We start from the raw sequence: 21848 nt of genomic DNA on the forward strand, positions 1-21848 counted from the left end.
GTCTATTTGTTACAGCACCTGCGCTGTTTGTGAAGATAGTAAACTGTACCAACCTGCAACAGTTGGACGTTCTGCTAAATGTGCAAACGTGATTTCTTTCCCTTCACGACGCCACTTCTCTACTAAACTCATAATTCTGACCGAATCAAGCCCTCTATTTAATAAGTCCTCATCAATATCAATACTCTCTACTGGCTCACGAAGTAGTTGTGCAACTAGTTCATGCACTTCCTGTATAGTGATTCCTTCACTCTCATCATCTTTTACACTTTGTAAATCGTTTAACAGTAGGTTTGTTGATGTCGTTACTGCACATCTATTAGATGCATACTCCAATGCTTGTTTATGATGCTCTAGTGAAAAATCAGCAACTGCATCTGCTACAAAGAACGGCTCTATACCATCCATAAATGCTTCACAAGCTGTTAAAAGACAGCCAATATGCGCATAAATACCGCAAATAATGAGTTGATCTTTTCCTTGTTCATTTAAAATTTCTAATAGATTTGTCTTTTTAAATGCACTATATCTCCATTTTGTGAGGAATATATCATCCTCATCAGGAGTAAGTTCATCAACAATTTTCTTTTTATCTGGTCCAGCAGGTATACCGTCACCCCAAAAGTCTTGTAATAAACCTCGTTGTTCTAACGTTTGCCCACCAGGTTGTGCTGTATAAACAACTGGTATACCAAGTTCCTTACATTTTTCTCTTATCATTTTTATATTTGAAATAAGTTCTACTTTTGGTGATTCTTTATCGCTATATGCATCAAGAAAATATTCTTGCATGTCATGAATTAAAAGTACTGCACGTTTCGGATCTGGTGTCCAATTCACTTTATTTTTTGGTAGTTCTGATTCAATTGGCATTTTATATACTGAAATAGATGGGATAGCCATCTAATCACTTCCTTCCGGTTTTTATTATTGTTTTACTGTAATAAGCTTTTCAGCAATGACTTTACGTAGTTCTTTTTTGCTGACTTTTCCGACTCCTGTTTGCGGGAATGCTTCAATAAATTCAATTCGATCTGGAATTTTATAAGCCGCTATACCACGTTCTCTTAAAAACATTTTTAATTCACTTACTGTTGGAACTTGTCCGCGAGCTATAACAAAAGCACAGGTGCGTTCACCTAAATAATCGTCAGGCATAGATACAATTGCTACGTCATGGACCGCATCGTGTGCTAATAGATGATTTTCAACTTCTTCCGCAGCAACTTTCTCACCACCGCGGTTAATTTGATCTTTATCTCTTCCTTCTACAATGATGTATCCTTGTTCATTTACTTTTACAAGATCACCTGTGCGATAAAATCCATCCTTTGTAAATGATCGTGCATTATGCTCTTCGGCTTTATAGTAACCACGAATTGTATATGGACCTCTTGTTAATAAACTACCTACTTCGCCAGGTTGTACATCGTTGTCATTTTCATCAACAACTCGTACTTCATCGAGTGCAGACATTGGTCTACCTTGTGTATAAATAATAAATTCTTCCGGATCATCTAATCTTGTATAGTTCACTAATCCTTCCGCCATACCGAACACTTGCTGTAACGTACATCCAAATGTAGGACGTATACGTTTTGCAACCTCAGCGCTAAACTTAGCACCACCTACTTGAATAATCTCTAGGCTTGATAAATCGGCATTACGAGAAGATGCAGCATCAAGCCAAATCATTGCTAATGGCGGAACGAGCGCTGTAATTGTAACTTTTTCTTTTTCGATAAGAGCAAAGGCCTCATCTGGACTACCACCAGTTGCCAATACCACTTTTCCACCCGCATAGAAAGTTCCAAATGTCCCTGGAGAACTCATTGGGTAATTGTGTGCTACTGGAAGAACTGCCATATAGACGCTTTCTGCATTCAAATTACAAATTTCAACGCTAACACGTAAACTATAAATATAGTCATCATGTGTTCTAGGAATTAATTTAGAAAGACCTGTTGTGCCTCCTGATAATTGGAGAAATGCAACATCACTTGGCTGAACTTCTGGTAATGAGACGGGATCCATATACAGATCATTTATGTTCACAAACTCTTCTTCTTCTCCCACTACAATTACATGTTGTAACGTTGGCACTTTCTCTTTCACTTCTCTTGCTAATTTTCGATAATCAAAACCGAGAGCCTTATCTGAAATAACGTAAGCGCTCGCCTCGCCAAACTCACAAAAATAACTAATTTCACTGCTTCGATGTGAAGGTAGTGCAAAGACAGGAAGCGCTCCAATTCGAAATAGTGCAAAACATATTTCGAAAAACTCGATAATGTTAGGTAACTGGATTACAACTCTGTCCTCTTTCTTTATTCCTAAATTCAGTAAACCTGCTGCTAAACGATCTACCTTTTTATTAAGTTCACTATATGTTATATGCTTCTTACCACTTACAACCGCGATTCGATCTCCATATTTCTCAGCCCGCTCTCTTAACACTCCTCCAAATGTTTCACCAAGCCAACATCCTGCTTCTCGGTAACGATCGGCAAATTCTTTTGGCCATTCTGTATAACCTACTAGCATTCTTTCTTCCCCCTATTTTTCATTAAGTGAACTATCTCTTAACCCTAAAGCTTTTAGCATTGTTTGGAACTTAGCTGATGTTTCTGCTAACTCATCTTCTGGTTTTGACTCAGCAACAACTCCAGCTCCTGCATATAAACGAAGTGTATTTTCTTGTACTTCAGCACAACGAATTGTAACAATCCATTCTCCATCTCCATTTAAATCGCTCCATCCTAGCATTCCTGTAAAGAACTCGCGGTCAAATGGCTCAATATGCTGTATAGCTTCTCTTGCTTTTTCCATCGGAGTTCCGCAAACTGCTGGCGTAGGATGAAGGGCAATTGCTAATTGTAAAGAAGAAGTATTTGGATCCTTAAGTTCACCTTTCACTTCTGTAGACAAATGCCACATCGCTTCACTATGAATAACTGATGGCTTTTCTGGAACATGTAATGTATGACAATACGGACGAAGTGCAGCGACAACCGCTTCAACTACTACCGCATGTTCATGTAAATCTTTTGGCGAAGAAAGTAATTCCTCTGCTCTTCTTTTATCTTCTACTGGGTCCTCACTACGTGGCCTTGAACCAGCTAACGGGTTAGAAATAACTTGCATACCATTACGTGAAACAAGTAATTCAGGGCTTGCTCCAATTAGCGTCTTACTGTTCTCTTTTTCATCTTTCGGTAAATTTACAGCAAATGTATAACCATGCTTATTATGCTCTGCTAATTCTCGCAGAAGTTTTTGCTTATCAATCTTTTCGGAAGATTTAACATCTAACGATCTGGATAGAACGATTTTCTTTAAATCACCGTCCTGTATTTTTTCAATTCCTTGCTTCACACCATTCATATAAACTTCAGGGTCTGGCACTGGTGTCATTTCAAATGTTACATTCTCATTTGTTTCAAGCTGATTTGTTGTATCCAATTGTAAACGCTCAGAAATTCTGCTATATTCTGGTACGATGAGTTGGACTTCTTTTCTACGATCAAATGGCAAAGCACCCACAACGATAGGATTTGGATTTCCAGCTTGTTTCGCATTACTTAATGTCGCTTGCACAAGCTCTGGGAAACTTTCAATTTCACGATGCTTTACTGTAGTAAACTCTCCTTCTGCTAATATCGTTCGAGTTGGTGAAGCGAAAAAGAATGAAGATTCAGTCTTATAATCTTCTAAAAGTTTTTCTGACAATTCCTTTACAGCTATATGTTCATTCATAATATAATAACCTCCTGAATTTTTATTAAACTCCTAACGTAGCACCGCCATCAACACATAAATTGTGCATTGTAATATGACTTGCTCTATCTGAGGCTAAAAATAACACTGCTTCAGCAACTTCTGAAGGTTGTGCAATTTTTTGTAATGGAATTCCGAGTCTATATGTATTTTGAGAACCAGCAATTATATTTTTAGCTCCATTCTCATCAGCCCATAGTAATCTTTGCATCTCAGTTTCAGTAGAACCTGGAGAAACTAAGTTGCAGCGTATATTGTATGCCGCAAGCTCTAGTCCTAAACATTTCATAAACATCGTCGTTGCGGCCTTTGACGCAGCATACGCAGCCATCTCCATTCTTGGCGTATTTGCCGCATTTGAACCGACTGTAACAATTGCCCCCGATTTTCTTAACATCATATTTTTACTTACCGCTCGGGACATATTGAAAACCCCTGTAGTATTTACAGAGAATGTTTTATTCCAATCTTCATCACTTAACGAATGAATTGGTCCCATACGTAAAACCCCTGCAACATTTATTAAAATATCTATTGGCGCTATTTCATTTGCAATATGATTTACCATGTCTTCAACAGCGGCGCTATCACTCACATCTAAACGAAACGTTTTCATACGTGTATTGTTTAATTCATTTTGATTTAAGAGTACATTTAACCCCTCTTCATTTTGATCAACCGCAATAACTGTGGCTCCTCTTTCTAAAAACATTTTGGCAACGACACTGCCTATGCCTTGTGCTGCACCTGTTACTAAAACTGTTTTCCCATCAAATTCCCCTAAGTTCATTTTCTCTATCCTTTCACATAAACATTAATTTCATTAAGTAACACCGATGATATTGATTTTCATTATCAGTTGTGTTGTAAAAAATAATACACTTACTAAACTAATTGGTCAAGTGCGCATTACTTTAAAATCCATTTTATTGATAATGTTTTTCATTTACCATCTTACACCGAAATGATAATGTTTCTCAATAAACTTGTCAATCTTTTTTTATTTTTCAGATAAACCATTTTAATGCTTCTTAATAAAATCATATGTAAACGCATTAAAAGTACTTATATTATAAATAAAATTCAAAGTCCTCTTTTTAAAATTGAAGAAACTAAACTAGAGATACGTTCATTTACAATGCTTTATGAAAAACTCAAGTATATATTTTCTCAATATTTTTCTGAAAATATATCTTACAAATACTAATGAATGTCTTTTTTGTCATTTAAGATTTAATATATATTTCGAATACGATGTATCAATTTATTGTATTTCAATATAATCCAAATAGGCATTTCACTCACTTTTACATCTATGAAAATCATAAAAGTAATTTAACCTTGTTAAAATAACTCATAAAAAAAGCATCCTAATTAATAGAATAGGATGCTTTTTCGTAATCATATTGTTATAGAAGATTTATATACTTATGCTACGCTGCGATACTCTTCTTCTTTTTCTTTTTTCTGCTTAGGTGCTTGAATTAAAATTGCGATAATGAATGACACGACACATAATACACCTATTACCATGAACGTTGGTTTGAATCCACCTAGAAGTGCACCGATAAAGGAACCTGCAAGCGCCCCAAATCCAAATCCTTGATACACAATTCCGTAGTTCTTACTATGGTTTTTCATACCGAAGAAATCACCAACAATAGCTGGGAAAATAGTGATATTTCCACCAAAGCAAAACGCTACACTTGCTACACATACGAAGTAAATACCATAATTTAAATCTACAAAACTTAGAACTAAGACTGAACTCGCCATAACAACAAAAGTACCAGTAACGATTTTTAAACGCCCAATTTTATCCGATAACGGTCCTAAAATGATACGACCTAATGTATTGAAGATTGCAACCATAGCCACCGCATTAGCTGCTGTTGCTGCGCTAAGTCCTACAAGTTGAACACCAATGTCTTTTACCATACCAATTAAGTATAAGCCACTCATACATGATGTAAATAACATGATAAATAATAAGTATACTTGTTTTGTGCCTAACATTTCTTTCGTTGTGTATTCCTCAGTTTTTGTTTCATGAACTGCTCCTTGATCTGCAGCTTGATGGATTAAACAAGCACCAATTACAATCATAGCTGTAACAATTAAACCCCAGTATATAAATGCTTGGGATACACCAACTGATTCAATCAACTGTGCGTTAACGTATTTAAAGATTAAGCTACCTGAACCATATGCAGAGACAGAAATACCAGCAATTAAACCTTTACGCTCTGGAAACCACTTTATTAAATTTGATAGTGAAGTGATATATGCTGTACCATCTGCATAACCTACAACAACTCCCGCTAGTACATAAAGTAATATTAGTGAGGATGCTTGTGAACTAAGTATTAATCCTAGTCCTAATGCTAATCCAGCTATCATAATAAGTTTACGAAGTCCCCATTTTTCTTGCAATTTACTCGCAAATAAAGTTGAAAATGCTAAAGAAAGACTAGTAATTGAGAAAGTTATCGCAACAGCGTTAAGACTCCAACCATATTTACTAACTAAAGGCTGATTGAATAAACTCCATGTATATATCGTCCCAAGCCCCATTTGTACTATAACTGTGCCAAGGACAACAAGCCATGGATTAATAGTTGATTTTTTCATACCTTTCCGCCTCCTCTTTCTATTTCAATGCTATTCGCTAAATTTACTTTTTTTATGTTCATTTTGGTCACCTCTTTTGATTTGACACCTTCATTGTATAAGATGTTTTTGTTTATGTAAGCACTTACAAGATAGAGCGTCAAAAACATGGAATCAGTTACAAAAAACGAAGGATGAAATACAATAGAAAAATTTTTTATACTTCAATCCACCTTATTTTTTATAAAATCACAAATTTTTTTCCAATAAATAAAACTAAATATTCACTAATATATCTATCCGTGGTTTAATATATATAATAAAAAAATATTTCTGTCTTTAATGAGGAGGTACTATGAAAGCAAACGTAGGGGATACTATACTTTTTCAACGAAATAATTTAAAGATTACAGGATCTGTATTAAAACTTTATACTGAATCGGTCTTAGTTGAAATTACAAATGTAAGCGGTGGTACTTTTGAATTTGATCGAACAATTGTAAATCATAAAAACTATAAAGTTTTAAATACAAATACATAAAACAACACAAAATAGCCCCTGCTCAACAGCAGGGGCTATTTTATATAAAAATATTTCACTAGTTTATATACCCTAAAACATTAACAATCTTACTCGCTTTTAAATTGTTAATATGATAATAAATTTCTAAACCTCTTCTCTCTGCTCGTAACACTTTACCCTTCATTTTTGATAAATGTTGTGAAACAGTAGATTGCGGAATATTCAGTAACTCTGTTAATTGTGTTACATTACAAGTTTTTCTCGTACTTAATTCATTTACAATTTGCAGTCGGATTGGATGCGCCATAATTTTTAAAATATCTACATCTTCTTCTGAAACTAAAGTTTTTCTCATTTCACTCGTATATGTTGTCATAAGACATTCCCCTTTTATATGAATTCCATATTCATAAGATCTATTTCCAAATTTTTTAAAACCCTTGATTAAAACTTTCATATAGAAATAAAAGGATTTTAAATTTTTGAAAACAGAACTTACATTCACTTTATTTATTTATTTGGTACATATACATAATACAATGTTAATATGTGCTCTATGTGAAGTTCACATAAATTTATGATGAAGATTTACTTAGCCACTCGCATCCTACTCATCTAATTACCCACTGCATAAAATCATCAGTTATTTTAACACATTTTAGGCGTTTGTATATACTATTTATAAAACAACTTTTATAAAGGGGGGATTCATATGCCTACAGCGTTACAAGAAGAAGTCGAAGAAGCACGGGAAACATATGTCAGTCGTATCATCTTAGTTGGAGGATCCGCTTTATTTTTAGTAGGCGGGGTTATCTCAGCAATTTCAGCCTTTAAAACTTATAATCGTTTGGAGAATACGCCGCCTTCTACAGATAATTCATAGATATTTTATAAAATAAAACGTCGCCTCCAATATGAAGAGACGACGTTTTATTATTCATACATATGACACTAAAAGTATCGGTAGATTCCCTACTCCATTTTCTAAGCTTACTTCACCACAAACCTAGTCTGACTACACCCATCCTTCTGCTTCGTTACTTCTAATACAGCTGGCATTGCGTTTTTCAGCTCTTGAACGTGTGAGATGACACCGATAAATCGGCCTGATTTTTGTAAGTCAATTAAGGCATCTACCGCTTTCGTTAACGATTCTTCATCTAATGAACCGAACCCTTCATCGATGAACATCGTTTCGATGGAAATACCGCCTTCATATGCTTGAATGACATCTGCCATTCCTAGCGCTAGGCAAAGTGATGCGTTAAATTTCTCTCCACCGGATAGTGTTTTTACATCGCGTGTTTGGCCAGTGTATGCATCGTACACATCTAAACCTAATCCACTTTGACGGTTTCTTTTTTCAACTCGCTCACTTCGTTTTAAATAAAATTGTCCATTTGATAATTTACGTAGTCGTTCGTTTGCGATTTGAACAATTTGTTCTAAATACTCAATTAAGATGTAACGTTCAAATGATATACGACTTTCGTTATCACCTTTCATTACTTCATATAAATCAACAAGTTCTTGGAAGGCTTTTTCTTCCTCGTGAATTTGTTCGTCAATACGTCTAATGTTTTCATGTAAATCAGAAATATATGTTACCGCATTTTGCGCACGTTGACGTTTTTCTTTAATGATATCGAGATTAATTTCTAGTTCTTTTATGTGTTCACCTAAAGATGTAATATCCATATACTCTTTATCTTTTAATTCTGAGTTTAACTCTTCAATTTGTTTTGCAAGCACTTCAAGCGATGAATAATAACCTTGAATTTCTTTTTGTAACATCTCCACCTCGGGATCGCTTAATTTGGCTTTTTTATACGTGAATTCATCTGTAAACCCGCTTTGTTCTAGCTCTTTCATAAAGCGTGCGAAAGTCTCTTCTTTCTTTAATTTTGCACTTTCAAATTGATTAGAAGCACCTTTTTGTTCTGCTTGAATACGTATATTTTCATTTTGCCAATGCTGATACGCTTCCTGCACTTTCTTCCATTCGTCCTCCATTAACCTAAGTTCCTGCATAGCTTGGTCAAACTGTGCTTTCCAAGCTTGTACTGTTTGTAAGTTTTCTGGAATATTTCGTTTATCATGTTCATATGACGTACGAAGTTGCATACACTCCATTTCTGTACGGTGCTGCATTGTTTCCAATTCTCGTTTTTGTTTCTGAAGTTCTTCTATTTTTTCTTCTACGCTTTTCATGTTCGCAGCAATCTGCTTACGTGTTTCTTCACTTGCTTTTAACGTATTAACATCTGCAGCTAATTGTTTTCCTTTTTGAACAAGTGCACTATATGTTTCAGCTAATTTTTCCGAATTGTAGCCGCGCTTCACAACTTCTTCTATCACTTGTTCATATTGTAGTCGATAGAAATTCCATTTCTCCTCTACTTGCACATGGAATTTTTCAGCAATGTTCTTCTTATCTCTTAAATCGTTTAACTCTTTTTCATCGATCGCATTACTTTGCTCTGTAGCTTTTTGTGGATGACTCGTACTACCACATACCGGACAAGATTCACCGTCATGTAAATGAAGAGCTAATATACCAGCTTGTTCACTTAACCAGCGGCGCTCCATGTTTTCATATGCACGAACTGCCACTTGCATTTTATTATTTGCCGCTTCTTTTTCTTGCTCGAATTTTTGTTTTTCTTGCCAAACATCATATGCTTGTTTTAAAACTTTTGCATCTTCTCGCATATTCGTTAGTTCTTCCACTTTAGCTACATATTGCTCAAGTGCTTGTTCTAATTGCTGCAATTCATCAGACATTCTCTGTTTTTGGTTTGTATGCTCTTCTAGTTGTTGATCTAACTTTTGCATACTTTCTTTTAATTTCCCTATTTGAATTTCGGCATTTTGTAAATTCAGCTTTCTCTCAGCTAATGATTCAATAATCGCTTGTAACTCTTCTAATCTTTGAACAAGTTTTTTAGCCTCTTCTCGTTCAGCTTCTTTATTCTTTACTACTTCATACTTCTCCTGAGCAAGTTCAAAGCTATTCATTATCTGTTCTTGTTTGACGATTATCTGTTTTAACAAACTTTCAGCTTTCTGCTCATTTTCCATCGCTTCTTCATACCATTGTTCAAATGGTAATAAGTGCTTTGCTTGTTCCGCACGTTTAAAGAATTTTTCTTTCCTTTCAATTGCTGCACGGTTCTCTTGTAAAGTGTTATATTTCTCATTCTTTTGTTGTAAATCTATAAATTTCTCATTTACAGATTTTGCTGCATGAAAACGTATTTCTGCATCCTTTAATTGCTTCGTTTGAACATCTTGTTCTACTTGTAATTGCTCAACCTCTGCCTTATACACGGTTGTTTCTTGTTCTAACGCTTCTACTACTTGATGCGTATTTACATGTTCTTGTGCCACTAATGTCTCTAATAATGCTCCATCACGGATTGGTAATTTAAAAACATTACGGAAATAGAGCTCTCTCTCTTTTTGTTTTTCTTGTAAGACGTCTTTCCATTGTTTTCTCTTTTGATCAAGTAACTCACGCATTAATTTATAACGATCCGTTTTAAAAATACGACGTAAAATCTCTTCTTTGTTTTCCGTCTCAGATGTTAATAGTTTTCGGAATTCCCCTTGGGGTAACATAACAATTTGGCTAAATTGATGTTTACTTAACCCAATTAAATCTTCCACTTTTTTGTTTACGTCTGTTACATGAAAACGATCGACGGCTGGAACGTTTTCTCCATCAATAACTTCATATAATTCTACTGCATGTCCTGTAATAGTCTTATTCCCTTGTTTTTTATGTCCAAGTTGTCGTTTTATTTCATAGCGTTTCCCTTTTAACTGAAAGGTTAATTCAACACTTGTATAAACATTATCATCAGCAAATTGACTTCGAAGCATGCTCGTATCACTACGTTCTTCGCCACTAGCCTCACCATATAACACATAACAAATCGCATCAAAAATCGTTGTTTTTCCAGCTCCTGTATTCCCAGAAATAGCGAAAATACGATGTTCTCCAAGATCTTCAAAATCGATTATTTCTTTCTGTTTATATGGCCCGAATGCTGTCATAATAAGCTGAATCGGTCTCATCCTCGTTCACCTTCCCGTTCTTGCACTGTTTGTAATACATCTATAAATAGGCGTTCTTTCTCTTCTGATAAATCTAACCCCTTCATTTCTTTATAGAAAGCCTTTAAAAGAGATAAATCATCCGTTTTATGTCTTGAAACAGTTACTTCATTTGTATCTGTGAGTTCTCGCCTTTGCATCGCTCTTTCAACGTGCATTGCATTTGGATATACAGATCGTATTTTCTCCATTGGCTGTAAGACAGGGTTTTCGTCTAATAATTTTACAAATACGTAATCTTCACTTACTGGGTGCTGTAATAATTCATCTATTTTCGCTTCTACTGTTCGCATTTTACGACGTGGTGAAAGTAACCTTTTTTCAATTGCTACTTCACCAGTTTCATTCAGTTGTACAATGTAATAGCCTTTTTTATGTTTCTCTTCAGAAATTGAATAGGCAAGTGGTGAACCTGAATATCGAATCGTCTCATTACGTACGAAATGCGCTTGATGTAAATGTCCAAGCGCTGTGTAATGAAACTTATCAAAATAATGACTATTTACATATTCAGCACCACCAATTGAAAGTGGTCGTTCTGCATCACTTGTATTCTCCTCCGCTTCTCCTGAAGAAGTTACAAATGCATGTCCAACAAATACATGTCTAGCTTCTTTATCCATCGTTTCAGAGAGCTCATTCATAAAAATGCGCATCGCATCATCATGAGAACGTATGTCTTCATTTTTCAACACGTGCCTCACTATGCTTGGGTCTGCATACGGTATTAGATGGAAGTGAACCTCTCCATATTCATCATTTAGTACAACAGGTTCATACGGGAATTGAAATTGACCTGCAATATGTAATCCTTGTTTTTTCATTAAACTACTTCCAAAATGGATACGATCCGGACTATCATGATTACCAGCTACCGCAATAACTGGTGTTTGCAAATCAATAACTATTTTTTGCAGCACATCATTTAATAAGTCTACTGCTTCTGTAGGTGGAATTGCTCGGTCATATAAATCCCCTGCAATAATTACAGCATCTGGTTTTTCTTCTTCAACAGCCTGTACAAACTGATCTAATACAATCTTTTGGTCTTCAGTCATATACACGCCATGAACAAGCTTACCTAAATGCCAATCCGCTGTATGAAATAACTTCATATTTTTCTACTCCTTTTAATTTACTGATTTTAGTGAAACGAGTTGATAGTTTATTGTAGTTTTTCCGTTCTCCCACTCTAGCTTCAATATCGTTGCACTTCCAATTCTTTCTTCATTTGATTTATATAAAGGCAATATTTCTTGAACTGTAAATAAGTGATAACCATCCAATATTAATTGAAATATATTTTCTTCAATATGTAATCTTACTTCTTTTTCATTTGAAATAATTTTTGTGTGCATCTCAAATTTCATGATAGATACAACCCCTTTTTATAATCTCTACATTTTAATAGTATAGTGGCTATGCAAGATTGACAAGTACATACACAGCAAAGTACACACTTTTCTATTGTTATATGTTTTATGTATTTTATATAAAATACGGTATGTGAAATTTTATATTTTCCCCAAAATAAAAATGTCTATTATGACATCTTTATTTTTGTATAAAGTCTTTCATTACATAATATAAAACGGTAATTAAGACGATTGCGACGAAAAATGAGAACACTGCGACAATGTAGCCATCTTTATTTAATAAAATACAGAATGAAATAGATATTATAAAAATCGGAAATACGAGACGTACTTTATCCTTCACTTCTTCTGTCGTATCTGTATGATGAAAATACTGCGTTATTCCTATCATTAAAAAAGACAAAATAATAACCGACAATAGTAAAGGTCCTGGCATTCCGATTTCTCCTTTCTCTATTTCTAATTCAGTGTAAAATTTTTTATTACAATTGTACGATTTATTTTTTCTTCAAACACACTTTTAGAATTGATAATGAACATTTCACACCTATATAATAGCGCTTTTATCATTATAACTTCAAATAATTACACTTACAGTAATGTTGTAATATTCCCCCTCAGTCTCTGAAATCCTGCAAAGATAACTCGTCAAAATATGCAGTGACCAAATTAATATTTACCGTCAACTTTTGACAAAATTTATAAAGGACATTTCAGTACATATCAAGAATTAAGAATAAGAAGATATGTAAGGGAGGATGCATTATGACTGAACAAGTTTTATTTTCTGTTAGTGAAAACGGCGTTGCGACAATTACTTTAAACCGTCCAAAAGCACTTAATTCTTTATCTTATGACATGTTACAACCTATCGGACAAAAACTTAAAGAGTGGGAACACGATGAGCGTATTGCACTTATCGTGTTAAAAGGAGCTGGCACAAAAGGTTTTTGTGCAGGCGGCGACATTAAAACTCTTTATGAAGCGCGTTCCAATGAAGTGGCATTGCAACATGCAGAACGTTTTTTTGAAGAAGAGTATGAAATTGATACATATATTTATCAATATACAAAACCGATTATTGCTTGTTTAGATGGAATTGTAATGGGCGGTGGTGTCGGTCTTACAAATGGTGCGAAGTATCGCATTGTAACTGAGCGTACGAAATGGGCAATGCCAGAGATGAATATTGGCTTCTTCCCAGACGTCGGAGCTGCATATTTCTTAAATAAAGCGCCTGGATATACAGGACGATTCGTTGCTTTAACAGCATCTATTTTAAAAGCTTCTGACGTATTATTTATTAATGCTGCTGATTACTTTATGACATCTGATTCATTACCAGAGTTTCTTACTGAACTTGAAAGTGTAAATTGGCATAAAGAAGATGATGTACATACTAATTTAAAAGAAGTTATTCGTACATTTGCAACTGCTCCAAACTTAGAAAGCGAGCTCGCTCCTTCATTAGAAGTAATCAATTCACATTTTGCTTTCGATACAATTGAAGAAATCATCCATTCATTGGAGAAAGATGAAAGTTCCTTTGCTCTAAAAACGAAAGAAACACTGTTATCAAAATCCCCTATTTCACTAAAAGTAACATTAAAACAGTTTATTGATGGAAAAGATAAATCCGTTGAAGAATGTTTCGCTACGGACCTTATACTTGCTAAAAATTTCATGAGACATGAAGATTTCTTCGAAGGAGTACGCTCCGTTGTCGTTGATAAAGATCAAAATCCGAATTATAAATATAAACAGTTAAGTGACGTTTCAGAAGAAGATGTGAATCGTTTCTTTAACTTACTTAATGCATAAAATGAAATTGTCATGAGGGGGTGTTTCGTTCATCCCCTACCTAACTTCTTTGCTTCAGCTAAATCTTGTGCGGTGAAAATCTTACTACCCGCAAATAGCGGGATAAAATCGAAGCTATATAGTAGTGTAATTACAGCTACTATATAGCCTTTTTTATTTAATTATTTTTAACAAAATTTAATTTTATTAAATCCATTTTTGTGCTACACTGATTTTAATCAAATATTCTAAAAATAAAAAGGAGGGGCGGCTATGATAGAAAATTATCTTCTTTTCATCATTATGTCTATTTGCCTTATCATTTTACCTGGTCCAGATACAGCAATGGCTACGAAAAATACATTGGTTGCTGGTAAAGTCGGTGGAGTGAAAACAGTGTTTGGTACATGTATTGCACTATTAATTCATACTTTAGCTGCTGTAATTGGTCTTTCTGCACTTATTGTAAAGTCAGCTCTTTTATTTTCTATTTTCAAGTACGTTGGGGCTCTATATTTAATTTATATTGGTATTAAAGCCCTTTTAGCAGTAAGAAATAAAGAAGGCATTGATACGAACGATATATCTTTAAATAATGAAGATGAACACACCTCTTGCTTTCGACAAGGGTTTCTTACGAATTTATTAAACCCTAAAGTTGCAGTATTCTTTTTAACGTTTTTACCGCAATTTTTAAATCCAAATCATAATACGTTTATCCAACTACTCGTAATGGGCCTTACTTACCTCGTTTTAACAGCCATTTGGTTCGCTTTTTATATATTTTTAATTGATAAAATTAGTGCTTTTATGAAAAAACCGAAGACGCAGCGTTATATTCAAGGGTTAACGGGAGTCGTCTTAATTGGTTTTGGTATTAAACTTGCTTTTGAAAAAAGTAATTAACAAGATGAAAACCACCACTATTAATAGTGGTGGTTTTCATTTAATAACTAATTTGGCTGTTTATTTTATATTAAAACCAGCGCTCAGTTACAACTTTTTTACGTGTATAGAATTGAACGCCATCTGTGCCATTTGTACCTAAATCACCAAAGAATGACGCTTTATTTCCTGCAAATGCGAAGAATGCCATTGGTGCTGGAACATTTACGTTTACACCGATCATACCAGCATCGATATTATCACGGAACGTTTGTGCATGTTTACCGTTTGACGTATAAATAACTGCACCATTTGCAAATTTAGATTGATTTGTTAGTTTAATACCTTCTTCTAAATCTTTAACTCGTACAATGCTTAATACTGGAGCAAAAATCTCATCTTGCCAAATTTTCATTTCTTGATTTACGCCATCAAAGATTGTCGCACCTACAAAGTAACCTTCTCCAACTTCTTCATTAATTTTACGGCCATCTACTAATAAAGTTGCCCCATCTGCTACACCGCTATTAATGTAGCCTAAAACGCGCTCTTTATGAGATTCACGGATTAATGGTCCAACATAGTTCTCTTCGTTAAAGCCATCGCCTACTTTTAATTTTTTCGTTTCTGCTACTAATACATCAATGAATTCATCAGCAATTTCATCCACTACTGCTACTACTGAGCATGCCATGCAGCGCTCTCCACTACTTGCAAATGCAGATCCAATTACACCTTGTACTGTTTTCTCAAGATTGCAATCTGGCATTACAATCGCATGGTTTTTCGCACCTGCTAACGCTTGTACACGTTTTCCGTGTTTCGTACCTGTTTCATATACGTAACGAGCTACCGGCTCAGAGCCAACGAACGAAACAGCCTGAATATCTTTATTTTCTAAAATGCTATTTACAACATCTTTTCCGCCTTGTACTAAATTTAATACGCCTTTTGGGAAACCTGCTTCATAGAATAATTCTACAAGTCGCTCCGCTAAAAGTGGCGTTCTTTCAGATGTTTTTAATACGAATGTATTACCGCAAGCAATTGCAAGTGGGAACATCCATAACGGAATCATCATCGGGAAGTTAAATGGCGTAATACCAGCAACAACTCCGATTGGGTAGCGCCAAATCGATCCATCAATTCCGCTAGCGATATTCGGAAGTGCTTGACCCATCATTAAATTTGGCGTAGATGTTGCAAGTTCTACCGCTTCAATACCACGCTGTACTTCACCTGTTGCATCCGTTAGCGTCTTACCATTTTCTAGCGTAATGATTTTTGCAAGCTCATCTTTGTTTTCTTGTAATAGCTGTAAATATTTATATAAATTTCTTGAACGATTTGGAACTGGTACTTTAGACCATGTTTCGAATGCTGATTTTGCCGCTTCAACAGCTTTTTCAACATCTTCTTTTGGAGATAGTGGAACGTAAGCGATAATTTTTCCAGTCGCTGGATTTGGAACTGCTTCTACTTCCGTACCTGTCGATTCAACCCACTCACCGTTAATGTGATTTTTTACTCGTTTAATTTCAGTTGTAATCATTGTATTCTCTCCTTTGTATAATTTATTTTTGATTAGAAATTAATTGCTCGCTAACTTTCTTATATAAAGCAGCCATATCGTTTTCACCATATCCAGCTTGACTCGCTTCGTCATATACGTTTAATAACATTTCGCTTACCGGTAAATGGAGTTCGCTTTCCTTAGCTAAGTCAACTGCAAATCCTAAATCTTTCTTCAATAAGTTCACAGTAAATCCTGGCTCGTAGTTTTCAGGTGCTATAAAACTTTTATAATTACGTTCATAAATTCTACTTTGACCGTAACTTACATTTAAAATATCAAACATTTTATCTAAATCCATATTGTTCTTTTTCGCTAATGTTAAAGCTTCACTCACACCAGCTGTATAAAAACCAATTAATAAGTTATTAATTAACTTAACAGTTGTACCACTATCAATCTGCTCACTAACGTGGAAAATGTTCGCGCCTAGTACGCCCATGATAGATTCCGTTTTCTCATATACTTCTTTTGATCCACCAACCATAAACGTTAATGTTCGGTTTTCGGCTCCGATTACACCACCGCTCACAGGTGCTGCTAAAAAGTCTACTTTCTTTTCCTTTGCAGCTTCCTCTAATTGTTTGTTTAACTGCGGCGATACCGTACTTGTATCAATGAAAACTATATTCGAGTGACCATTTTCAAATAATCCTTCTGCTCCAAAATATACCGCTTCAACAGCGCGAGGTGAAGGTAAACTTGTAAAAACTACATCACATGTTTCTGCTAGTTTTGAGATTGATAGACCGATAATTCCGCCTTCTTTTTCAAAGGACGCTTCCGCCTCTTTATTTAAGTCCACGCCATATACTGTGTAACCTGATTTAACTAGATTTTTTGACATTGGAAGACCCATGTTACCTAAACCGATAAAACCAATCTTTTTCATATCGCTTTCCTCCTATTTACACAATATATTTCCCACGATTTATAATAGCTTTCGCAATTTCTCTCTTCTTCGTAAATACGTTCGTGTATAAAGGTACTAATAATTGACGGATTTCAGCTAAAATCACATTTCTATCTTGTTCTTCTGTGACAGCTGCTGAAAGTACAGAAATCGCCGCTTCTTCTACTTTACGGTATCCTTCTTCACAAATAACATCCGTTATGAGTTGCTTCGTACGTTCTTTTTCCTCTCCATTTTTACGTACTGCTTTTCTCGTACGTAAAAACGCTGATTCCATGATGTACACGTCCGTCAACATATTTGATATTACACGTGAATATTCTTGTTCTTGGTCAATTTTTAGACCTGGAGTTTTAGAGAGCGTTTTCAAAGATTGTTTCAACAATTTTTTCGCTAATAAAATGTAACGATGGTTTCTTTCTACATTTGCTACATCACTTTCTACTTCAGTGTCTTCTAATTGTTCGATTTGCTTCATTAACATTTTAGCAACTGTTAATCTATTAATTTCGTTCGTTCCTTCAAAAATACGACTAATTCTTGCATCACGATATAATCGTTCTACCTCATACTCTTGCATATAACCGTAACCACCATGAATTTGTACAGCTTCATCTACGATATAAGCAAGTGTTTCAGAAGCATTTACTTTATTCAGTGCACATTCAATTGCAAATTGGGACATTTTCTTCATAAGATCTTCATCGCTCTCATGAATTGCTTCATCGATTACACCTGCTGTACGATAAGCTGCACTTTCGGCTCCATATGTAGCAATAATCATATTTGCAATTTTCTCTTGAATCATCGTAAAGTCTACTAATTCCGTTTGGAACTGTTTTCGCTCTTTTCCATATTGAACCGACAAACCAATTGCTTGTTTTGCTGTTCCAATATTTCCAAAAGCAAGTTTAAGTCTAGCAAAGTTAAGAATATTAAGGGCTACGTGATGCCCTTTCCCAACTTCCCCTAAAACATTTTCAGCAGGGATGACAACATCTTCTAAAATAAGAGTCGCTGTTGAAGAACCTTTAATCCCCATTTTCTTTTCTTCTAATCCAATAGATACACCTTCACATGTTCTTTCGACAATAAACGCTGTCATTCCTTTATTTGTCTTCGCAAAAACAACGTATACATCTGCCATATGAGCATTTGTAATCCATTGCTTCTCACCATTTAACTTCCAAGCTGTTCCCTCTTCATTCAATACGGCGCTTGTTTTTGCACTTAATGCATCCGAACCAGCATTTGGCTCCGTTAAAGCATAAGCCCCAATCCATTCTCCCGATGCGATTTTCGGTAAATATTTTTCTTTTTGCTCTTTCGTTCCATAATATATGTAAGGCAATGTACCGACACCAGCGTGTATATTAAAAGAAACGCTAAACGCACCAGCGTAACCCATTTTCTCTGCTACAAGACCTGAGACAGCCTTTCCTAACTCGAACCCGCCATAATCTTCTGGTACCTCAATGCCTAATAATCCAAGTTCCCCAGCTTTCTCAAATAATTGACGAGAAACTTTATAGTTATGTTGTTCAATATTCTCCATTTGTGGAACAATTTCTTGTTTAACGAATTGTTCTGTCGTTTTTGCGATTAAATCTTCATCACCTGAAAAATCTTCTGGTGTAAAGTAAGTATGATTTATATCTTTATTAAGTGAAAAAAATTCATCCCATGGTAACTTCGTTTTCTCCATATGTATCCCCCTATCATTCGGCTGTCATAGCTTTTTGCTTATGCTCGTCTACGATGAGTGGAATATCTTTTTTGAAAATAGAAGGCGATGATTTTTCACATCAAGCATTTTATTTTGCCAAAGATGTATTTTCATCGCCTTCGCTGCTTTATCTATTGATCTTCTGATAATACTGTTTTTGCAATACCAGTATCTAACTCTTCAAAGTCATGATATGAAATTGTTTCGTATAATTCACTTCTCGTTTGCATATTAGAAAGTGCATCTTTTTGAGAACCTGTTTCTTTAATTAAAGCAAACACATTTTCATATGCTTTCGCTGCAACGCGAAGTGAAGTTACAGGATAAATAACCATTTGGAAGCCCATATTCGCAAATTCCTCTGCACTATAATATGGAGTTTTTCCGAATTCAGTCATATTCGCAAGCAAAGGTGCATTTACCTTACTATTAAATAGACGGAATTCTTCCTCTGATTGAAGCGCTTCAGGGAAAATTGCGTCTGCACCTGCTTTTACATATGCATTTGCTCTTTCAATTGCTTCATCTAATCCTTCAACGCCGCGAGCATCAGTACGTGCTACAATGTATAAGCTCGGTGCAACTTCTTTAATCGCTTTAATTTTTTGAACCAATTCTTCTGTAGTAACAAGTTTCTTACCATTTAAATGTCCACATTTTTTTGGTAATTGCTGATCTTCAATTTGGACAGCTGCTACTTTCGCTTCCACCATTTCTACAGCTGTTCTCGCCACATTTAGTACACCACCAAATCCTGTATCAATGTCAACAAGAACAGGTAAGTCTGTAGCTCTTACTAAATCTCTTGCTCTCTCAGCCACTTCAGTAGACGTCACGATACCTAAATCTGGTAAGCCTTTACTTGCAGTATAAGCAGCTCCTGATAAATAAAGAGCTGAAAAACCTGTATTTTTTGCAACAAGAGCTGCCATTGCATCATGAGCACCTGGAATTTGCAAAATTTCATTTGCTTCTACTAAAGCTCGGAATCGATTCGCAAGCTCCTCTTGTGTTGACTGCTTTTTCACAACCCAAGCCATTCTAAATTCCCCCTATTATTAAATTAAGAATAGATCTACAAATTCGTTTACATTCATATTTTCTAGTTTTTCTTCATTTAAACAAACTTCATGAATTTGTTCTTGTTGCTTACTAGAATAATGACCTGCCATATTTGCAGTGAATTTTTGAACAACTTTTGGAATTGCTTCGTCTCTACGGAAGCGGTGACCAAGTGGATATTCACATTCCACATTTTCTGTTACTGTGCCATCTTTAAAGTGAACTTGAACAGCGTTGGCGATTGAGCGCTTGTTCGGGTCAAGGTAATCTAAACTGTACTGTTTGTTTTCAACAACAACCATCTTATTACGTAATTCATCTACACGTGGATCGTTTGCTACTGCATCTTCATAATCGTCTGCAACGATATCTCCTTTTAATAAACCAATTGCCGTAATGTATTGTAAGCAATGATCACGATCAGCTGGGTTATTTAATGGACCTTCTTTATCAATAATACGAATTGCTGATTCATGAGTTGTAATTGTAATACGGTCAATTTCATCTAATCTCTCTTTAATTTCCGGATGCAACTTCACTGCACATTCTGCAGCCGTTTGTGCATGGAATTCTGCTGGATATGACACTTTAAATAATACATTTTCCATTACATATGACTCTAGTGGTCTTGCTAATTTTAATTCTTGTTTATTGAATAATACATCTTGGAATCCCCATCCTGGCGCAGATAATGCTGTTGGATAACCCATTTCACCTTTTAGAGCAGTCATTGCAAGATGAACACCGCGGCTCGTTGCGTCACCTGCAGCCCATGATTTACGTGAGCCCGTATTTGGAGCATGACGATATGTACGAAGACTAGAATTATCAATCCACGCATGTGATAATGCATTAAAGATTTCTTCACGTGTTCCGCCAAGCATTTTCGCAACTACTGCAGTTGTTGCTACTTTTACATATAATACATGGTCAAGACCAACTCTGTTTAAGCTGTTTTCTAAAGCAAGCACGCCTTGAATTTCATGTGCTTTAATCATCATTTCTAATACTTCACGTACTTTTAAAGCTTCTTTTCCTTCTGAAATACGAACACGGCTAATATAATCTGCAACTGCTAAAATTCCGCCTAGGTTATCAGATGGATGTCCCCACTCTGCTGCAAGCCAAGTATCGTTATAGTCTAACCAACGGATCATACATCCGATATTAAATGCACCTTTTACTGGATCTAGTACATAAGACGTACCTGGTACACGTGTACCATTTGGCACGATTGTTCCTGGCACAACTGGTCCTAGTAATTTCGTACATTCTGGATATTGCAGTGCTAAAATTCCACATCCAAGTGTATCAAGTAATACGTAACGGGCTGTACTGAATGCTTCTGCACTAGTAACCTCTTTATTTAATACATAATCGGTAATCTCTTCTAATAATGCATCTTTTTGCTTAATTTCATTTGTTTTAATCATGCTATCCTTCCCTTTCTGTCGAAAATTCGTTATTATTAATGATGGGTG

Annotated in this window: 19 protein-coding genes; 4 read left to right on the forward strand and 15 right to left on the reverse strand. The window is 35.3% G+C overall.

The window, feature by feature from the left end; translation table 11 throughout:
• Window positions 1-9 precede the first annotated feature (9 nt).
• From AB6801_RS00735 to AB6801_RS00755, 5 genes are all read right to left on the reverse strand, one after another.
• Window positions 10-903 (reverse strand): isochorismatase family protein, encoded by an 894-nt coding sequence (locus tag AB6801_RS00735; protein WP_001007253.1) that lies wholly within the window; start codon window positions 901-903, stop codon window positions 10-12.
• Between the two features lie 24 nt (window positions 904-927).
• A complete protein-coding gene (locus AB6801_RS00740; protein WP_370941022.1) occupies window positions 928-2544 on the reverse strand; it encodes a (2,3-dihydroxybenzoyl)adenylate synthase in 1617 nt (538 codons plus the stop codon).
• Window positions 2545-2556: 12 nt separating this feature from the next.
• Window positions 2557-3756 carry an isochorismate synthase DhbC gene (gene dhbC, locus AB6801_RS00745; protein WP_001002076.1) on the reverse strand — a complete coding sequence of 400 codons (1200 nt, stop codon included), beginning with the start codon at window positions 3754-3756 and terminating at the stop codon, window positions 2557-2559.
• A gap of 25 nt (window positions 3757-3781) precedes the next feature.
• On the reverse strand, window positions 3782-4567 hold the full coding sequence (dhbA, locus tag AB6801_RS00750; protein WP_001048430.1) for a 2,3-dihydro-2,3-dihydroxybenzoate dehydrogenase: 786 nt from the start codon (window positions 4565-4567) through the stop codon (window positions 3782-3784).
• A 638-nt stretch (window positions 4568-5205) separates the two neighbouring features.
• Window positions 5206-6408, reverse strand: a complete 1203-nt coding sequence (locus AB6801_RS00755) for an L-lactate MFS transporter (protein WP_000749848.1) — start codon at window positions 6406-6408, stop codon at window positions 5206-5208.
• A gap of 334 nt (window positions 6409-6742) precedes the next feature.
• Here AB6801_RS00755 and AB6801_RS00760 point away from each other — a divergent pair, with 334 nt between their 5' ends.
• A complete protein-coding gene (locus AB6801_RS00760; protein WP_000646793.1) occupies window positions 6743-6928 on the forward strand; it encodes a YkvS family protein in 186 nt (61 codons plus the stop codon).
• A gap of 58 nt (window positions 6929-6986) precedes the next feature.
• Here AB6801_RS00760 and AB6801_RS00765 read toward each other — a convergent pair whose 3' ends face one another.
• Window positions 6987-7286, reverse strand: coding sequence for an ArsR/SmtB family transcription factor (locus tag AB6801_RS00765; protein ID WP_000214801.1), 300 nt, complete (start codon window positions 7284-7286; stop codon window positions 6987-6989).
• Between the two features lie 336 nt (window positions 7287-7622).
• On the opposite strand from AB6801_RS00765, the gene AB6801_RS00770 reads away from it, so the two are divergent.
• Window positions 7623-7796 carry a hypothetical protein gene (locus AB6801_RS00770; protein WP_001141667.1) on the forward strand — a complete coding sequence of 58 codons (174 nt, stop codon included), beginning with the start codon at window positions 7623-7625 and terminating at the stop codon, window positions 7794-7796.
• A 107-nt stretch (window positions 7797-7903) separates the two neighbouring features.
• Here the strand turns inward: AB6801_RS00770 and AB6801_RS00775 are convergent, their stop codons facing one another.
• The 4 genes from AB6801_RS00775 to AB6801_RS00790 all read right to left on the reverse strand — a co-directional run bounded on the left by AB6801_RS00775 (window position 7904) and on the right by AB6801_RS00790 (window position 12844).
• A complete protein-coding gene (locus AB6801_RS00775) occupies window positions 7904-10993 on the reverse strand; it encodes an AAA family ATPase (RefSeq protein ID WP_001247413.1) in 3090 nt (1029 codons plus the stop codon).
• Window positions 10990-12147: an exonuclease SbcCD subunit D gene (locus AB6801_RS00780; protein WP_000765146.1), complete on the reverse strand. Its 1158-nt coding sequence runs from the start codon at window positions 12145-12147 to the stop codon at window positions 10990-10992. The genes AB6801_RS00775 and AB6801_RS00780 overlap by 4 nt, the downstream gene beginning before the upstream one ends.
• Before the next feature lie 15 nt (window positions 12148-12162).
• Window positions 12163-12402 carry a DUF2584 family protein gene (locus AB6801_RS00785; RefSeq protein WP_000667346.1) on the reverse strand — a complete coding sequence of 80 codons (240 nt, stop codon included), beginning with the start codon at window positions 12400-12402 and terminating at the stop codon, window positions 12163-12165.
• 184 nt (window positions 12403-12586) lie between these two features.
• A complete protein-coding gene (locus tag AB6801_RS00790; RefSeq protein ID WP_001119404.1) occupies window positions 12587-12844 on the reverse strand; it encodes a hypothetical protein in 258 nt (85 codons plus the stop codon).
• A 329-nt stretch (window positions 12845-13173) separates the two neighbouring features.
• Between AB6801_RS00790 and AB6801_RS00795 the strand changes: the two genes are divergently transcribed.
• Together AB6801_RS00795 and AB6801_RS00800 are read left to right on the forward strand one after the other, a co-directional pair.
• Complete coding sequence (locus AB6801_RS00795; protein WP_000139776.1) at window positions 13174-14229, forward strand: enoyl-CoA hydratase/isomerase family protein; 1056 nt, start codon at window positions 13174-13176, stop codon at window positions 14227-14229.
• Between the two features lie 252 nt (window positions 14230-14481).
• Window positions 14482-15114: a LysE family translocator gene (locus tag AB6801_RS00800; protein WP_000572358.1), complete on the forward strand. Its 633-nt coding sequence runs from the start codon at window positions 14482-14484 to the stop codon at window positions 15112-15114.
• A 70-nt stretch (window positions 15115-15184) separates the two neighbouring features.
• Here AB6801_RS00800 and AB6801_RS00805 read toward each other — a convergent pair whose 3' ends face one another.
• The 5 genes from AB6801_RS00805 to prpD all read right to left on the reverse strand — a co-directional run bounded on the left by AB6801_RS00805 (window position 15185) and on the right by prpD (window position 21800).
• Window positions 15185-16645: a CoA-acylating methylmalonate-semialdehyde dehydrogenase gene (locus AB6801_RS00805; protein WP_000633364.1), complete on the reverse strand. Its 1461-nt coding sequence runs from the start codon at window positions 16643-16645 to the stop codon at window positions 15185-15187.
• A gap of 22 nt (window positions 16646-16667) precedes the next feature.
• The gene (locus tag AB6801_RS00810; protein ID WP_000719408.1) at window positions 16668-17558 is read right to left on the reverse strand and encodes an NAD(P)-dependent oxidoreductase; all 891 of its coding nucleotides are present in this window, start codon (window positions 17556-17558) and stop codon (window positions 16668-16670) included.
• 16 nt (window positions 17559-17574) lie between these two features.
• A complete protein-coding gene (locus AB6801_RS00815; RefSeq protein ID WP_000415991.1) occupies window positions 17575-19284 on the reverse strand; it encodes an acyl-CoA dehydrogenase family protein in 1710 nt (569 codons plus the stop codon).
• Between the two features lie 152 nt (window positions 19285-19436).
• A complete protein-coding gene (gene prpB, locus AB6801_RS00820; RefSeq protein ID WP_000312639.1) occupies window positions 19437-20345 on the reverse strand; it encodes a methylisocitrate lyase in 909 nt (302 codons plus the stop codon).
• An 18-nt stretch (window positions 20346-20363) separates the two neighbouring features.
• The gene (gene prpD / locus AB6801_RS00825; RefSeq protein WP_000598123.1) at window positions 20364-21800 is read right to left on the reverse strand and encodes a 2-methylcitrate dehydratase; all 1437 of its coding nucleotides are present in this window, start codon (window positions 21798-21800) and stop codon (window positions 20364-20366) included.
• Window positions 21801-21848 lie beyond the last annotated feature (48 nt).

It is taken from the genome of Bacillus sp. RCC_6_1, from assembly GCF_041360755.1.
Lineage (GTDB): Bacteria > Bacillota > Bacilli > Bacillales > Bacillaceae_G > Bacillus_A > Bacillus_A cereus.

What these genes read in the sequence shown, in the direction of transcription:
- AB6801_RS00735 (WP_001007253.1), bottom strand. Translation starts at nt 903, where the DNA reads ATGGCTATCCCATCTATTTCAGTATATAAAATGCCAATTGAATCAGAA.
- AB6801_RS00740 (WP_370941022.1), bottom strand. Translation starts at nt 2,544, where the DNA reads ATGCTAGTAGGTTATACAGAATGGCCAAAAGAATTTGCCGATCGTTAC.
- dhbC (WP_001002076.1), bottom strand. Translation starts at nt 3,756, where the DNA reads ATGAATGAACATATAGCTGTAAAGGAATTGTCAGAAAAACTTTTAGAA.
- dhbA (WP_001048430.1), bottom strand. Translation starts at nt 4,567, where the DNA reads ATGAACTTAGGGGAATTTGATGGGAAAACAGTTTTAGTAACAGGTGCA.
- AB6801_RS00755 (WP_000749848.1), bottom strand. Translation starts at nt 6,408, where the DNA reads ATGAAAAAATCAACTATTAATCCATGGCTTGTTGTCCTTGGCACAGTT.
- AB6801_RS00760 (WP_000646793.1), top strand. Translation starts at nt 6,743, where the DNA reads ATGAAAGCAAACGTAGGGGATACTATACTTTTTCAACGAAATAATTTA.
- AB6801_RS00765 (WP_000214801.1), bottom strand. Translation starts at nt 7,286, where the DNA reads ATGACAACATATACGAGTGAAATGAGAAAAACTTTAGTTTCAGAAGAA.
- AB6801_RS00770 (WP_001141667.1), top strand. Translation starts at nt 7,623, where the DNA reads ATGCCTACAGCGTTACAAGAAGAAGTCGAAGAAGCACGGGAAACATAT.
- AB6801_RS00775 (WP_001247413.1), bottom strand. Translation starts at nt 10,993, where the DNA reads ATGAGACCGATTCAGCTTATTATGACAGCATTCGGGCCATATAAACAG.
- AB6801_RS00780 (WP_000765146.1), bottom strand. Translation starts at nt 12,147, where the DNA reads ATGAAGTTATTTCATACAGCGGATTGGCATTTAGGTAAGCTTGTTCAT.
- AB6801_RS00785 (WP_000667346.1), bottom strand. Translation starts at nt 12,402, where the DNA reads ATGAAATTTGAGATGCACACAAAAATTATTTCAAATGAAAAAGAAGTA.
- AB6801_RS00790 (WP_001119404.1), bottom strand. Translation starts at nt 12,844, where the DNA reads ATGCCAGGACCTTTACTATTGTCGGTTATTATTTTGTCTTTTTTAATG.
- AB6801_RS00795 (WP_000139776.1), top strand. Translation starts at nt 13,174, where the DNA reads ATGACTGAACAAGTTTTATTTTCTGTTAGTGAAAACGGCGTTGCGACA.
- AB6801_RS00800 (WP_000572358.1), top strand. Translation starts at nt 14,482, where the DNA reads ATGATAGAAAATTATCTTCTTTTCATCATTATGTCTATTTGCCTTATC.
- AB6801_RS00805 (WP_000633364.1), bottom strand. Translation starts at nt 16,645, where the DNA reads ATGATTACAACTGAAATTAAACGAGTAAAAAATCACATTAACGGTGAG.
- AB6801_RS00810 (WP_000719408.1), bottom strand. Translation starts at nt 17,558, where the DNA reads ATGAAAAAGATTGGTTTTATCGGTTTAGGTAACATGGGTCTTCCAATG.
- AB6801_RS00815 (WP_000415991.1), bottom strand. Translation starts at nt 19,284, where the DNA reads ATGGAGAAAACGAAGTTACCATGGGATGAATTTTTTTCACTTAATAAA.
- prpB (WP_000312639.1), bottom strand. Translation starts at nt 20,345, where the DNA reads ATGGCTTGGGTTGTGAAAAAGCAGTCAACACAAGAGGAGCTTGCGAAT.
- prpD (WP_000598123.1), bottom strand. Translation starts at nt 21,800, where the DNA reads ATGATTAAAACAAATGAAATTAAGCAAAAAGATGCATTATTAGAAGAG.